The sequence below is a fragment of the Janthinobacterium sp. SUN176 genome, from assembly GCF_030587335.1.
GTDB classification, from domain to species: Bacteria; Pseudomonadota; Gammaproteobacteria; order Burkholderiales; family Burkholderiaceae_D; genus Janthinobacterium; species Janthinobacterium kumbetense.
Genome location: NZ_JAPWIA010000005.1, coordinates 232,482 through 245,943, shown reverse-complemented (window position 1 = coordinate 245,943; position 13,462 = coordinate 232,482). Strand labels below are relative to the sequence as shown.

Below are 13,462 nucleotides of genomic sequence, written 5' to 3'. Positions count from 1 at the left end.
GTTTTTCTTTTTCTTTGATCTGCTACAAAAAGTCTTATGCGATAGAAACAGGGGGCAGTGGGTATTTCTTGCCATACTGTTCCACCCAATCCATGTAGTCGGCGCGCGCGCCGGGGAATCCGACCATCTTCCAGGCCAGCATGTCCTTGTTGCCGCCGTGCACGGGATCGCAAAAGTAACCTTCGCGCGTGTTTTGCAGCAACTGGTTGAAGAAGACCTTGGCCGGCACTGCGCCGATGTCCAACGTTCCCTTTTGCAATTGCGTGATGACGGCGTCGCGCTCGGCCCCGTTCAGCTGCACGAAAGGCTTGCCCGACTGTTTATGGACGGCTGCGTTGACGCCGGCCAGGGCGCTCTTGTACAGCTCGCGCGGCGCCATGTGGAACTGGTAGCCGAACTGTTCGATCGACGGCACGAACGGTCCCTGCATGTACCACAGCGCGCCATACGCGTAGGGCGTGTTCATCTGCGCATCAATGAATTCATGCGCGCCCGATTCCAGCGCGCCCGGCCCTTCGCCGTCGGCGGGGATCAGGCGGTCGACCAGCGCCGTCAGGGTGGCCCATTCGGTGGCGTCGAAAAAGCGCGGTTTGTAGGCAGGCTGGTCCTTGGAGACGGCCATGGCCAGACCGCCGCCGGCGCCGGCCAGCAAGGCCACGGCAGGCGCGGCGCCGACGGCCTTGCGCAGGAAGTTACGCCGCTGGGGCGAAATCCCGATGATTTTCATAGGTTTTCCTCAGGCGGCACGAGCCGCCACAGTGATGGATGTGGGAGTCAGAAAGAAAATGCGGACACGCGCCGCGGAGAGTGCAAATTTCACGTAGAGATGACTGGAGTATCGCGGCGCGGCGTACCTGCCTGTCGGTTAATTGATCAGGATGATTGACAAGCAGTTGCTTTGCATTTACGGTGCGCATCGTACCATAATTAAAAGAAACATTCAGAGACAGGTTAGACGTGATCAAAAAAGAGGCAGTGGCGCGTGGCCGCCCGCGCAAGGCGGGTGTGGAAGATGCGGTATTGGAAGCGATCGTCATGCTGGTGCGCCTGCATGGGCTCGACGCGGTGACGATACAGATGGTGGCCGACGCTGCCGGCGTGGGGCGCCAGACGATCTACCGGCGCTGGCCGCGCCGCGAAGACATGCTGCTCGACGCGCTCGTCAAGCGCACGGCGGAAAAGCTGCAGCGCGCGCTCGACATGCCGGACGGCCAAGAAATCGAGGCGATCTGCGCGCGCATCTTCGACAACCTGAACGCCGACGGCCGCTTCACCTGCGATCTGCTGGTGCTGATCCACAACGATGCGGCGGCGCAGCTGCGCTTTCGCGAGCAGATCGTCGCGCCGTGGATCAGCCTGGTGGTGCAGCGCCTGCTCAACATCGGCGTGCGCGCCGACCTCGACCTGCGCCTGTTCGCCTTCATGCTGCAATCGGCGCTCGTGTACCAGATGCAGCTGGGCGGCCAGCTCGATGCGGCCTTGCAGGAGCGGTGTTGCCGCTTTATCCGCAGCATGCTCTAGATTAGCTGGCTATAATCGTGGCGAGTCCCCTCACGCCACCATCAGAAAGCCAGCCCATGAGCCATGTATTTCCCGCCAGCCTGCAAGCGCCGCGCAGCCGTTTGAGCAGCAACGGTCCCGAACTGTCGCGCATCGTCGCCGGCATGTGGCGCATCGGCGAGTGGAATATGTCTGCGCAGCAACGCCTGGCCTTCATCGAGCAATGCCTGGCGCTGGGCGTATCGAGCTTCGACCATGCCGACATCTATGGCGATTACAGCGCCGAAGGCCTGTTCGGCGAAGCGCTGGCCCTGCAGCCGGGCTTGCGCGACAAGATGGAGCTGGTCAGCAAATGCGGCATCAAGCTGCTGTCGCCGCACCGTCCCGGCCATGCCATCCAGCATTACGACACGAGCGCGGCACACATCACCAGTTCCGTGGAACAGACCTTGCGCCAGTTGCAGACGGACCGCCTGGACTTGCTGCTGATCCACCGTCCCGACCCGCTGATGGATTTCGACGAGATCGCCGGCGCCTTCACGCAATTGAAAGCGGCGGGCAAGGTCTTGCACTTTGGCGTGTCGAATTTCAGCCGCCACCAGTTCGAATGCCTGCACCGGCGCTTCCCGCTGGTGACGAACCAGGTGGAATTTTCGCCGCTGCACGTGACGCCGCTGTTCGATGAAACCTTCGACGGCTTGCAGGACGTGGGCGTGGCGCCGATGATCTGGTCGCCGCTGGCGGGCGGACGGCTGTTCCAGGGCGGCGATGCGAATGTGGAGAACTTGCGCAATGTCATCAAGCAGATCGCGGATGAACTGCAGCGTCCGTTTGCCAGCGTGGTATTCGCCTGGATCATGCAACTGCCATGCCGCCCCCTGCCGCTGACGGGCACGGGCCGCATCGAAGCCGTCGGCGTGGCCGTGGAGGGCACGCAATTTGCGCTCAGCCGCAGCGACTGGTTCGCCATCCTGCGCGCCGCGCGCGGGCACGAGGTGGCTTAGTCTATCTCGTCCGGGTCGTTGAAGACTTGCGGCAACGCAATACCCCGCCAGCCCAGGTGCCACGCCAGGTTGAGCGCCAGGGTGGCGCCGATGTAGACGGCGAAGAACAGCGCGAAGAAGCTGGTCTTCAGCCACACCAGCAGCGCGACGGCGACGATCAGCACCAGCAGCGCGGCCAGGCTTTTCTTTTGCTTGGAGCTGGGGAAGCGCAAGGTCGACACCATCAGGCTGCCCACACCCACCAGCAATAGCATCAGCAGATAGCTGTGCAGCATGGAATCGATGGGTGCCGGCCAGGCCACCACGACGGCCGCCACGCAGGCGGCCCCGGCCGTGATCGGCATGCCGACGAAATACAGGGGATCCGTCCGTCCCACGTTCACATTGAAGCGCGCCAGGCGCATGGCGCCGCAGGCGACAAAGAAGAAGCTGGCCATGCCGCCAAAGCGCAGCAGCAGCGGATCGTGCACGCCCATCTGCACGAAGCCATAGCAGTACAGCAATACGGCCGGGGCGCAGCCGAAATTCATCACGTCGGCGATGGAATCGAGCTGCACGCCGAACTGCGAGCTGGTGTTCGTCAGGCGCGCCACGTAGCCGTCGAGCGCGTCGAACACGCCGGCCAGCACCAGCAGCGCCGCCGCCAGCCGGTAGGCATCCGCGTCGCCGACAGTCGCGTTATCGACGGAAATGACGATGCTGGCAAAACCGCAGGCTATCGAAAGCAAAGTCACCATGCTGGGCAAGGCGTATTTGGCGCGCTGCAGGCGCGACTTGGGCAATGTGTTCAAATTTGTGGGCAATCAAAGTAGCGGAAATGAGGCAACGCAGCGGCAAACGCTGCACTATGCTCATTCTACCCTGTGCAGCTGCGGCACCGTCTGCGCACGAGCACGCGACATATCTTGTCATCGATGCTCTACGGCACATAAAAATGCCTTAGAATCGTTTCACAGGGCAGCACGCCGGCCCCCACCGCTGCCCGCCTACCTATACAGGAGTCAACTTGATTGTCTCGTCACTGCGTTGGAAGTACTGGATACCCGCCCTGCTGAGTGCAGCCCTGCTGAGCGCCTGTGGCGGCGGCGATAACGGCGGCAAGACGTCGCTGAACACCTCGACCCAGGCCGGGCAGCTGACACAGGAGCCGGGCGCTCCCGTCCTCAGCAACAATATCGCCACCGATGGTTTCAACTGGATCAATTACCGGCGCGGCCAGATCGGCCTGGCGCCGCTGGTGCGCAATAGCCAGATCGACAACGCGGCACTCGGCCACTCCAATTATCTGAACAGCAATAATGTGGTGGTGCACAATCAAGTCAAAGGCAAGCCCGGCTTTACCGGCGAAACACTGTATGACCGCCTGACCGCGTCCGGCTATGGCGTCACTTCCGTCTGGGGCGAAGTCATCGCGGGCATGGCGACCAATTCCGGTTTCTACATGGCGGAAAACCTGATCACGGCCGTGTATCACCGCTTCCTCATCTTTGAACCGGTCTTCAAGGAAGGCGGCGCCGGTGCGGCCGTCAACAACAGCGGTTACGCGTATTTCACCACCGACCTGGCGGGCAACAACCGCTACGGTCCCGGCTTGCCGGCCGGACAGATCGTCAGCTACCCGTTCGACGGACAGACCAAGGTCGCCACCAGTTTCGCCAGCAATGAAGAGGAACCCGATCCCGTGCCCAACCAGGACGTGGTCGGCTACCCGATCAGCGTCCATGCGAATTTCGACGCCACCCTCAGCGTGACGACATTCACCGTGCGCCAGCGTGGCGCCGGCGCGGACCTGGCGGTACGCCTGCTCAGCAAGGAAACCGATGCCGTCAATACATCGCGCTCGGTGGCCGCCATCATCCCGCTGGCCCCCCTGCTGGCGGCCACCACCTATGACGTGAGTTTCATCGGCAAAGTCAATGGCGCGAGCGTCACGCGCAGCTGGTCATTCACGACGCGTTAGTCTGGCAGCGTCTGCCAAGCGGACGCAGTAGCGAGGGCAACTGGATGTAAAATAGTGGATATTGCATGAATGCAATTGACAAGTTTTGGGGCCCTCTGCACACCAGGCATGATGAAACCACACGCCACTTGCGATGATGATGCCGCCCTCGCGGCATCCGACATGGTCCGGATTCTCGATGTCGAGAACGGACTGGGCCGCATCATGGGCGACCGCATCCTGTACCTGAAAATCCTGCGCCGCTTCCTGCATGACCACGGCACCACGCCGTGCCAGATCCGCGCCGAATTCGACACGGGCAACTATGCTTCCGCGCGCCTGAAGGCGCATACGCTGAAGGGCGCCGCCGGCATGATCGGCGCGCACCACGTGCACGGCCTGGCAGAAACGCTGGAATCGGCACTGCGCGCGCAGGCGCCCGACCTGGCCCGCCAGATGCTGCAGCTGGAACTGGCGCAAGATCAATTGCTGGGCGCGGTCAGCAGCATGCTGGGCATGCCGGAGGCCACCCATACGGCAGCGCAGGACGTGGCGCCCGATCCGGCCGCGCCCGCCATCCAGCTGCTGCTGGCGCGCCTGGCCAGCCACCTGCGCGAAGGCGACGGCGCGGCCATCGACATCCTGGAAAACTCGGCCAGCCTGCTGGCGGCCAGCCTGGGCGTGCACGTCTACCAGGAAGTGGCGGCTGCCGCGCATGAGTTCGACTACGACGGCGCGCTGGCGGCGCTGCTGCGGCGCCGCTAGCCGCCCCCCCCCCCTCAAGGGTGGTATTGCGCCTCTTCCGCGTAAGCCATGCCACAGCTCTTGCCGCAAAAGCGGCGCACGGCGTCGAGCGGCTTGTCGCAGTACCAGCACGCGCCTTTCGGCGGCAAGGTGGCGATCAATTCCGGCATGGCGGGCAATCGTCGCGCCACGACCTCATCCCCGCATTCCACGACATCCGGCTGTTTGCTGTCCATGGCGCTTCCTTTCCTAGCGGCACTTCAAGGCCGCTCAGCAAGATTACGTCAGCGCAGTTTGAAGCCCATGACATTTCTCAACGGCGGCCACGCTTGCCCCATCGGCGCCTTGAAATTTCCAAACGACAACGTTGTCACTTCACACTACAATCGGTGTTCCGTTCACTTGCGCGCCTGCCATGAAACCCATCCCTCTGCTGCTCTCCTGCTTGCTGCTCAGCGCCTGCGCCACGCGCACGCCCACCGCCTACACCCTCAATTCGGGCGCCGAACGCACGCCGGAACAATTGGCGGTGGTGTTCGAACACGCCGACCTGACCTTGCGCATCGACCCGGCCAGCCGCAGCATCGCCGGCGACGCGCGCCTGACCTTCCTGGCGACGCAGCCGATCTCGCGCTTCGCGCTGGACCTGGACCGCAACCTGCCCGTCGATGCCATCGAAATCGACGGCAAGGCGCTGCGGCCGCAAGACTACGCCAATCCGGACGGACGCCTGAGCATGACCTTGCCGGCCCCCCTCGCGGCCGGCGCGCGCACCACCATCCGCGTCGTCTACCACGGCGTGCCGCACGTCGCCGTGAAGGCGCCGTGGGATGGCGGCATGGTGTGGTCGAGCACGGCAGATGGCGCGCCGTGGATCGCCAGCGCCGTGCAAGGCGAAGGCTGCGACCTGTTCTGGCCCTGCATCGACCACCCGATGGGCAAGGCCCAGCTGATCGACCAGCACATCCAGGTGCCGGCGCCGCTGGTGGCGGCCGGCAACGGCGTCGCGCTTGGCATGGATGAGGCCGACGGCTGGCGCACCTGGCACTGGCGCGCCAAGCACCCGAGCACCTATGGCATCGCCCTCAACGTGGCGCCCTACCGCAGCCTGCAGGGCGAGTATGCCAGCCGCTACGGCAACCGCATCCCCCTGCAATTCTGGTATCTGCCGGAAAGCGAAGCCAAGGCGGGCGCCCTGTTCGCGGAATTGCCGCCCATGCTAGATTTTTTTGAAAGCGTCATCGGCCCCTACCCGTTTGGCGATGAAAAGGTCGGCATCGCCGAAACGCCGCACAAGGGCATGGAGCACCAGACCATCAATGCCTATGGCAACAAATTCGCCAAGACCAGCTATGGCTACGACGAACTGCTGCAGCATGAATTTGCGCACGAATGGTTCGGCAACCAGCTCACCAACAGCAACTGGGACGATATGTGGCTGCACGAAGGTTTCGGCACGTACATGCAACCGCTGTACATGCAATATCTGCGGGGGGAGCAGGAATATTTTGCTGCGTTGCAGCAAATGCGCGCCGGCATCGTCAACAAGGCGCCCATGGTCTCGGGCAAGCCGAAAAGCGAGGAAGAGGTCTACGACCTGAAAAAGGGCGGACCGGGCGGCGACATTTATGTGAAAGGGGCGCTGGTGCTGCACACCTTGCGCGGCCTGATCGGCGACGACGCCTTCTTCCGCGCCGTGCGCCTGCTCGTCTACGGCACGGAACAGCCGCAGCCGGGCCAGTTCCAGCCCCGCTATGGCAGCACGCAGGAATTCATGGCCATCGTCGACAAAGTCACGGGCAGCAATTACGACTGGTTCTTCCAGACCTATCTGTACCAGGCCGCGCTGCCGGAGCTGTCCGCCGTGCGGGACGGCGACACCCTGCGCCTGCTGTGGAAGACGCCTGCCGACCTCGCCTTCCTGATGCCGGTGGAAGTGCGTATCGGCAAGGAAATCCATACCGTTTCCATGGCACTGGGCTTTGGCGAACTGCCCCTGCCGGCTGGCGCCACGTACACGCTCGACCCGCACTCGCGCGTGCTGCGGCGGGCCGAGCATATCGAGACCTTCCAGACATTCAGGGAAGAGCAGGCCAAGCGCAAGAAGAGCTGAGCCGCCGCAAGCCAGGGCAGCCGCTATTTCCGGAAACTGCGCACCGCGTCATTGGCATTATCGGCAATGACTTTTTCCAGCTTCGGCTGTCCCGCATACTTGGCGGACAGCCGCTTCCACTGCCGCTGCGCCTGGCCGCAAAAAGCGGCCACGGCTTGCGTGATCTCGCGCTGGCGCGCCTTGTCGTTGTCATCCCACTCGCCGGCAAAGTGTTCGCACATTTGCGCATGATCAATGAACTGCACCACGTCGCGCGGCAGCTTTTCCTCTGCCTGAGCCAGCAAGGGCAGGCAGCACAGCCAGGCCATTATCAGGATTACCCTTGCCATGCATTTCCCTTCTTTACAGGACATTAGTAGGAGTGCCTAGCCCCAGCAGACACTGAGGCTTCAAAGCAATCAGGTAACTGCGTGTGCCAACTCGCGTACAAAAAAGAAAAGCAACCATCAAGGCAGTAGATGCATTGGAATGCCAATCGTTTTCTACGTCGGATGAGGCCGCGCGCATTTTGCGTAAAACTATTCAGACTTAAGCAAATTATACTGGAGGAACCGATCACGAAACGCTTCTAGTGGCACCTCTACCATTTCCCAAGAACCCTGGCCAGCATTCAATGGGATGTGTCCTTGCAGCACTTCTGGAGTCAAGATTGCAAGGGCAGGCTCATTCAATTTCATAGACCACACGTGAAATAGATGATTCTCGACCTCCTGGGCGCGCCCCCACTCATTGCGCGTTAAGTGCATTGAACCAGCAATTCCCAACGTCGATGTCTTAACCTCTATCGAAAGAGGACGTAGATCCTCGGAATCGACCACGGAAAGAACATCATAGCCGTCTTCGTTATTATCGATTGCAATCCACTTCGGAGGGCGTCCGGTGCGCGCCAACTCATGGGCGATGGAGAGTCGTTCGCCCAGCCGTCCAATCTCTAATAAACGTCCATTTTTCTGACCTCGCGCTAAAGCAGCCATCGAATCCCAAAATGCCACGATTTCATCATCAGTACTACTGGCCAGCCCTGCCTCTACAAAGACTTGTGCTAACTCTCGACCAGCAAATCTGATCACGCGGGATCGTCCATAGGTTGCGTTTTGGACCCAAGGTGGCCGCTCCGTGTCGATGTAGTCAAGCAGGGCCTGACGTAACATGGGCTGATATCCTACGAGGCTAATTAGTCTCGCTCCTGATGGTGAAATTGATGCGATGCCTTCGTCGTTCGCGCGAAGCCAGCCAATCACTTGCGCGGTAGCAACTATTTTTGCAGTTGGCAAACTACCGAAGTATGCGAATGATGCATGTATTTGGGGAAAAGTCAGCGAACTACGGGAAACAATTTCCAGCAATTCAAAACACCCTTGCGCTAGGCCTGGAGAAAAGGCAAGCATCACCCCTCCTTTGACAAATCTCTAAGCAATGCTTGAACATCGTCGGGCAGAAGACCAGTACTGAATTCCTCGAAGTCCTCAATGTCATTGGGGTCTATCGGTATCGGGTCTGGCTTAAGCGACGAATCGTCCAATGCTTCAGCCATTTTTCCGATTTTAAAGCTCAGCCGTTCCCGCACAGTCTCGTCTACGCTGTCGATACACTCCACAATTTCAATTGTTGTCGCTTGATCAGCAGGTAATCCGAAACGGTGAATACGGTCTTCCGATTGAAGATAGTGTGCAGCGTTAAAGGTTCGGTCAAGGTAAATGGCATGATGACAAATCCGGTGCAGGCTTACACCTTCGCTTGCAGCAGCGGGGTTTGCGACCATCACACGCACGTTTGCGTCATCATGAAATAGCTTAATCTTTCCTTCTCGCGTCTCGTCATCGTCCTCATCTCCAGCATCAACACCGCCATGGATATAAACAGCACCAAGGTCAGCTAAACGTTCTGCGATATATTCAACGTTGCGAACAAACGATGACCATATCAAGACTTTCTGACCTTCTCGTGCAAGCTGCCTGACTTTCCTTAAAACGTATTTGAGCTTCGGCCCATCCCCTTCTGCGAGCGCTGCTGCCAGCAAATCAGGATGAGCGAAAGCTAGCTCTGTAGAAAGCAGAGACGGATTTGAGACAAACTGCAAGAGCCGGGCTACGGATCTCCCGAGTGACCGAAATGCCTGCTTATTGCGAATGCTCAGGGCGCTAGCGGCTTCGCGCGCCACTTCAAATTTCATAAGCTTATAAAGCTCATGTTGCATAGGCGCCATGGGAAGTTTCGCGATGACACGTGTTACTGGAGGTAGTCCGAGTTCTGTTTTGTTAGTTCGCACATAGACCGGGCGAATCAGATCGACGACGTTGTCTGTATTCGCCGCTATCTCTGGATAGAGAAACGCAAATTGCGGGATCAAGTCATCGACTGATTGCGGCATCGGTGTACCGGACATAATCAATTTACCAACAGGGAGGCAGGACAGTGCAAGCGCAGCGCGTGCTGTTTGCTTGGCGATACCACTCTTGATGCGATGGCTCTCATCAAGATAAACATGCACTTTATATCGCGCGCAATGCGCTGCCAGCAGATCAGGCACCCGGGCTAGCTGCTGATATGTGATCAGCATAAAACGTGGGTCGTTGTCCAATATCTTGGCAATCTTATCTTTCCCGCTTCGTAGCCGCGCGAACTCTGCGTGCAAGTCCGGCATACAGTCTGCAATCTGCTCATCCCAAGCTGCAAATGCATTCTTCGGTGCAACTACAAGCAAGCGCTCGTCGTCACGTGCACGATAAAAGAAGGTCGCAAGGGCTTCCGTCGTTTTACCCGCGCCTGGCACGGAGAAAGTAGCCGCAGCAGGCAGTGCAGCGATCTTACTCACGTTACGAGCTTGCTCCGGGGATAGACTTCGAGCGAACCCAAGTTCGCTCAGTCTAGCGCGAAGATCGGCCTCGGGAATCGTGTGCGCGGTTGTCGCAAGTGTATATCCATCTGCGGATCGCTTAGATTGTCGCAGCATTTCAGCCGCGGATAAGCTGATGGCGAGACTTTCTCCCGGAGTGAGATCGTAGCCTTTGAAAATCTCCAAAAGCTGATTACGCAAGGCAACGAAGCTCCACCATGGTAGCGAAATCCGATAGCCATCCTCCTGCGTAGCATCGTCAGTGTGATCGAATAGCAAACGACGAAGTACGTCGAGCCATACGGCGCTGGCATCATCTACTCCCCATGCAAGTACCGCACGGCGATCTGATTCCCGGTAGTCAATGTTCAGCATGCTCGGCCAAGTAGGTGCGAATTTTCTCGACTTGCGATTGAATCTGATCAAGCTGTTTGGCGACTCCTGAAAGCCTTGACTCAGGGCGCAATCCGTCCTTCACTGCTGCTGTCAGGGCCGATTGGGCTTTCGCACAGCAATCCAGCAAATAGCCTGCACTCTTCGAATCTTTCTTGAGCTGTCGCTGGCTCTCGATTACTTCAACGATAATTCGCCGTGCTTTTTCAGCGCTTTCAGGTTTTTGAATTTCTTTCGCCAACGGTATATCCAGTAAGGATTCACCCGCAACTGGCAATGCACCACCAAACATATCATCCAGAGAAGCGGCAGTGGGTTCGATCTTTACTTCGAACTCGGCTTGCAGTTTTTCTTTAATTTGATCTAGGCTTTCAACGATTGCTGGAATCGTATCATAAAGCCGTCCACCTGCCTCGTCAGGATTATCAATCAAAGCAAAGGCCGCTTGCTTGAAGACTTCCTGGCTTCCTATTCCTGAAATGCGCGGACGAGAGGAAACAATTTTCTTAAAGGCTTCTTCGTGATAAGAAACCTGTGACCAGAGATTAGATTTTCCGCGACTCCGGAGATATTCATCAGCATACGCACGCATATCCATGAGAACTTGAACTTCGTTTTCCTTCATTCGATAAAGGTCCGCGAGTTCCTTATTTGAAAAGCCATCACGTTTTTGCTTGGCAATCATCATGTTTGCCTCGGCATCCCACGAGTAATCGGCTTTAATGTCTTTTTCAATCTGCAGAGCAGCCTCAAGCCGGTCGATCTCTTTTTCGTCGCAGTGAGGTAAAACTGCGATGTCGATATATAGGAAATGTTGATATTTAACACTATCGGTATGGCACAAGTCGCGCCAAGTGGAAAGACGACGATTCCCATTCACCGCGAACCCATTTTCATCTAAAAGAATCGGTTCAACCTGTTTATTAGATGTATCCTCAAAATACTTCCGCAAATCCGATTGTTTCGCAACCTGCAAGAGCAGCGAGTGCTGAACTTCTTGAGAATCCCATAGCTCGGCGTCCCCCGAAAACAAGTCAGGCTTAGCATCGGGATTGCGTGCGAGATATTCAGCTTGCAGTGAAGTCGTCCGTCCATTTGCCATTCGATATTTCGGCAGGTCAATCGAGACGCGAATAATTGGTATATCCATCGTTTTTCCTTGGAAAACGATTCGAAACGTTGCCCTAGCTGGCAATGCCAACAGCTTCTTAAACTCCTCAATCCGAGCTGGCTTGGGCCAGCCGAATCTGAACGTGGCCGGGATAGTACTGGAAGTGATATCTGTCATTTTTTATTCCAGGGCGAAAACAAGTGTTGGGACGTGGTAAGCCTTCTTGAATATCTCAAGCTCACGCTCAAGACGCTTTGCCTGAGCGATATTACTACCCAGAAGCTTTGCTATTGGATGTGAAGGCAAGACGATTACTGCTGATTTAATGGAATTATCTAAATACATTGCCTGCAACTTCATCAAGTCGGCGTAGATACGTGCCATGTTACCGGTTTGAAGGCAAAGACCCACTCCGTTTTTTAAGGAGGTAATGGTCATATCAGAATCACGTGATACGGAAACTTCGCTGGACCATCCAGAACCTTTGAGACTTTCCAAGAATGAATCTCTCATTTTAGCAGCAGCGCCAACAGCTGGTTTGACCGTTATAGCTGTAATGGCCGCACCGATTTCTTTCTGGAGTACCGTAGGGAGGATTTTATCACCACCACAATGACTATGTATGGCATGCTTCATTCCGAGTCCTCAAATTTGAAACCTTCTGGCGCCTTCGACAGATTGCTTTGTTTATGATCATACAATGGCTTATCATGCGGCCTATATCGAGCTGTGCCATCAAGCGCTTCTTGGATACGCTGTTTTCCGGTTTTGGCATACTCGACCACAGGCTCACATCCCCAGAATCTGCGCCCATGTAGCGCAGCAGCAACGCCCGATGAAGCGACCCCCGAAAACGGATCAAACACTAGGTCGCCAGGATTAGTCAGCGCCAAGACCAGGCGCTCAATCAATCCGACCGGAAATTGGCAAGGATGTTCAGTCTTCTCCACATGATTGCTCTTTACGTTCGGAATGTCCCACACGTCCTCGGGATTCTTCCCAAGTGGATTTCCTGACAATTGACCGGCATTGGGCCCCTTAAAATGTTTTTTCCCAGGATATTTTGCCGCAATCCGCACGGGGTCTAAATTGAAGGTGTAGGTATCCTTCTTTGTATCGGAATGAGTGTACCAAAGCACCACTTCATATCGCCCAGAAAAACGCCGCTGATTATGTAGCCCATGACCAAACTGCCAAATGATGCGGTTACGCAGCCGCAACTTGTGCTTTTTGAAGATCGGTGCAAACTCGATATCTAGCGGAAATATCTCATTATCATCGACATAATTGCCTACTTGCCAACAAATACTGCCGCCTGGTTTCAAGCGAGGAATCAATTCATTGATAATTCCCTCTTGCCATTCAAGATATTTTTCTAGGCCCGTACGTGTCTCGTACTCCTTACCAATATTGTAAGGAGGAGATGTAACAATGAGGTCAAACAATGGTTCCTTAGGTAAACCCTTCAAGAATTTCTCAACATCACCCTGCCACAATGCATAATCCAGCCTCATGATACCGCTTGGCGCTACTGAGTCGTTCTTCTTGCCTGGCTTTAAAAGGACCGCAGCAGCGCGCGGCGACACCGCCTCTTCGGTAGATGCGGCCGGACATGAGTCCATTTTGTAATATTGGAGCGCGCTCTTCGACACCCCTATCTCGAATTCCGTCATGCGCCTTATCTTTGGCATTTGCCATTCTCTTTCCAGTTTTCGTAGTCGCAACATCAACTCCCTCTATATTTGATATCCCATGACTTTGGCAGTAGCCCACCAGGAAAACTTCCTACATGTTCATCATGCTTCTGTTATCGGCATCAGCT

At 56.9% G+C, this 13,462-nt stretch carries 14 protein-coding genes; 5 read left to right on the top strand and 9 right to left on the bottom strand.

The window, feature by feature from the left end; genetic code table 11:
* Positions 1-34 precede the first annotated feature (34 nt).
* The gene (locus tag O3299_RS25185; protein WP_099666172.1) at positions 35-727 is read right to left on the bottom strand and encodes a gluconate 2-dehydrogenase subunit 3 family protein; all 693 of its coding nucleotides are present in this window, start codon (positions 725-727) and stop codon (positions 35-37) included.
* Positions 728-957: 230 nt separating this feature from the next.
* Here O3299_RS25185 and O3299_RS25180 point away from each other — a divergent pair, with 230 nt between their 5' ends.
* Both O3299_RS25180 and O3299_RS25175 read left to right on the top strand, forming a co-directional pair.
* Positions 958-1,521, top strand: a complete 564-nt coding sequence (locus O3299_RS25180) for a TetR/AcrR family transcriptional regulator (protein WP_218965297.1) — start codon at positions 958-960, stop codon at positions 1,519-1,521.
* 56 nt (positions 1,522-1,577) lie between these two features.
* Positions 1,578-2,504 carry an aldo/keto reductase family oxidoreductase gene (locus tag O3299_RS25175; protein WP_305057618.1) on the top strand — a complete coding sequence of 309 codons (927 nt, stop codon included), beginning with the start codon at positions 1,578-1,580 and terminating at the stop codon, positions 2,502-2,504.
* On the opposite strand, the gene pssA is transcribed toward O3299_RS25175, so the two are convergent.
* A complete protein-coding gene (gene pssA, locus O3299_RS25170) occupies positions 2,501-3,241 on the bottom strand; it encodes a CDP-diacylglycerol--serine O-phosphatidyltransferase (RefSeq protein WP_305054744.1) in 741 nt (246 codons plus the stop codon). The two genes, O3299_RS25175 and pssA, sit on opposite strands and share 4 nt — an antisense overlap.
* Positions 3,242-3,510: 269 nt before the next feature.
* Between pssA and O3299_RS25165 the strand changes: the two genes are divergently transcribed.
* Together O3299_RS25165 and O3299_RS25160 are read left to right on the top strand one after the other, a co-directional pair.
* On the top strand, positions 3,511-4,464 hold the full coding sequence (locus tag O3299_RS25165) for a CAP domain-containing protein (protein WP_370385311.1): 954 nt from the start codon (positions 3,511-3,513) through the stop codon (positions 4,462-4,464).
* A gap of 108 nt (positions 4,465-4,572) precedes the next feature.
* A complete protein-coding gene (locus O3299_RS25160; protein ID WP_305063457.1) occupies positions 4,573-5,208 on the top strand; it encodes an Hpt domain-containing protein in 636 nt (211 codons plus the stop codon).
* A 14-nt stretch (positions 5,209-5,222) separates the two neighbouring features.
* Here the strand turns inward: O3299_RS25160 and O3299_RS25155 are convergent, their stop codons facing one another.
* Complete coding sequence (locus O3299_RS25155) at positions 5,223-5,423, bottom strand: hypothetical protein (RefSeq protein ID WP_077408887.1); 201 nt, start codon at positions 5,421-5,423, stop codon at positions 5,223-5,225.
* A gap of 179 nt (positions 5,424-5,602) precedes the next feature.
* On the opposite strand from O3299_RS25155, the gene O3299_RS25150 reads away from it, so the two are divergent.
* Entirely contained in the window at positions 5,603-7,300 is a 1,698-nt protein-coding gene (locus tag O3299_RS25150; protein WP_305063456.1) for a M1 family metallopeptidase, read from the top strand.
* Between the two features lie 23 nt (positions 7,301-7,323).
* Here the strand turns inward: O3299_RS25150 and O3299_RS25145 are convergent, their stop codons facing one another.
* The 6 genes from O3299_RS25145 to O3299_RS25120 all read right to left on the bottom strand — a co-directional run bounded on the left by O3299_RS25145 (position 7,324) and on the right by O3299_RS25120 (position 13,313).
* On the bottom strand, positions 7,324-7,629 hold the full coding sequence (locus O3299_RS25145) for a hypothetical protein (RefSeq protein ID WP_305063455.1): 306 nt from the start codon (positions 7,627-7,629) through the stop codon (positions 7,324-7,326).
* Positions 7,630-7,818: 189 nt separating this feature from the next.
* On the bottom strand, positions 7,819-8,688 hold the full coding sequence (locus O3299_RS25140) for a DUF3883 domain-containing protein (RefSeq protein WP_305063454.1): 870 nt from the start codon (positions 8,686-8,688) through the stop codon (positions 7,819-7,821).
* Positions 8,688-10,511, bottom strand: coding sequence for a DEAD/DEAH box helicase (locus tag O3299_RS25135; protein WP_305063453.1), 1,824 nt, complete (start codon positions 10,509-10,511; stop codon positions 8,688-8,690). Before O3299_RS25135 ends, O3299_RS25140 begins: the two co-directional genes overlap by 1 nt.
* Positions 10,498-11,817, bottom strand: coding sequence for a hypothetical protein (locus O3299_RS25130; RefSeq protein ID WP_305063452.1), 1,320 nt, complete (start codon positions 11,815-11,817; stop codon positions 10,498-10,500). Before O3299_RS25130 ends, O3299_RS25135 begins: the two co-directional genes overlap by 14 nt.
* 3 nt (positions 11,818-11,820) lie before the next feature.
* Positions 11,821-12,276: a BglII/BstYI family type II restriction endonuclease gene (locus tag O3299_RS25125; RefSeq protein WP_305063451.1), complete on the bottom strand. Its 456-nt coding sequence runs from the start codon at positions 12,274-12,276 to the stop codon at positions 11,821-11,823.
* Complete coding sequence (locus tag O3299_RS25120; protein WP_305063450.1) at positions 12,273-13,313, bottom strand: site-specific DNA-methyltransferase; 1,041 nt, start codon at positions 13,311-13,313, stop codon at positions 12,273-12,275. Before O3299_RS25120 ends, O3299_RS25125 begins: the two co-directional genes overlap by 4 nt.
* Positions 13,314-13,462: the final 149 nt, after the last annotated feature.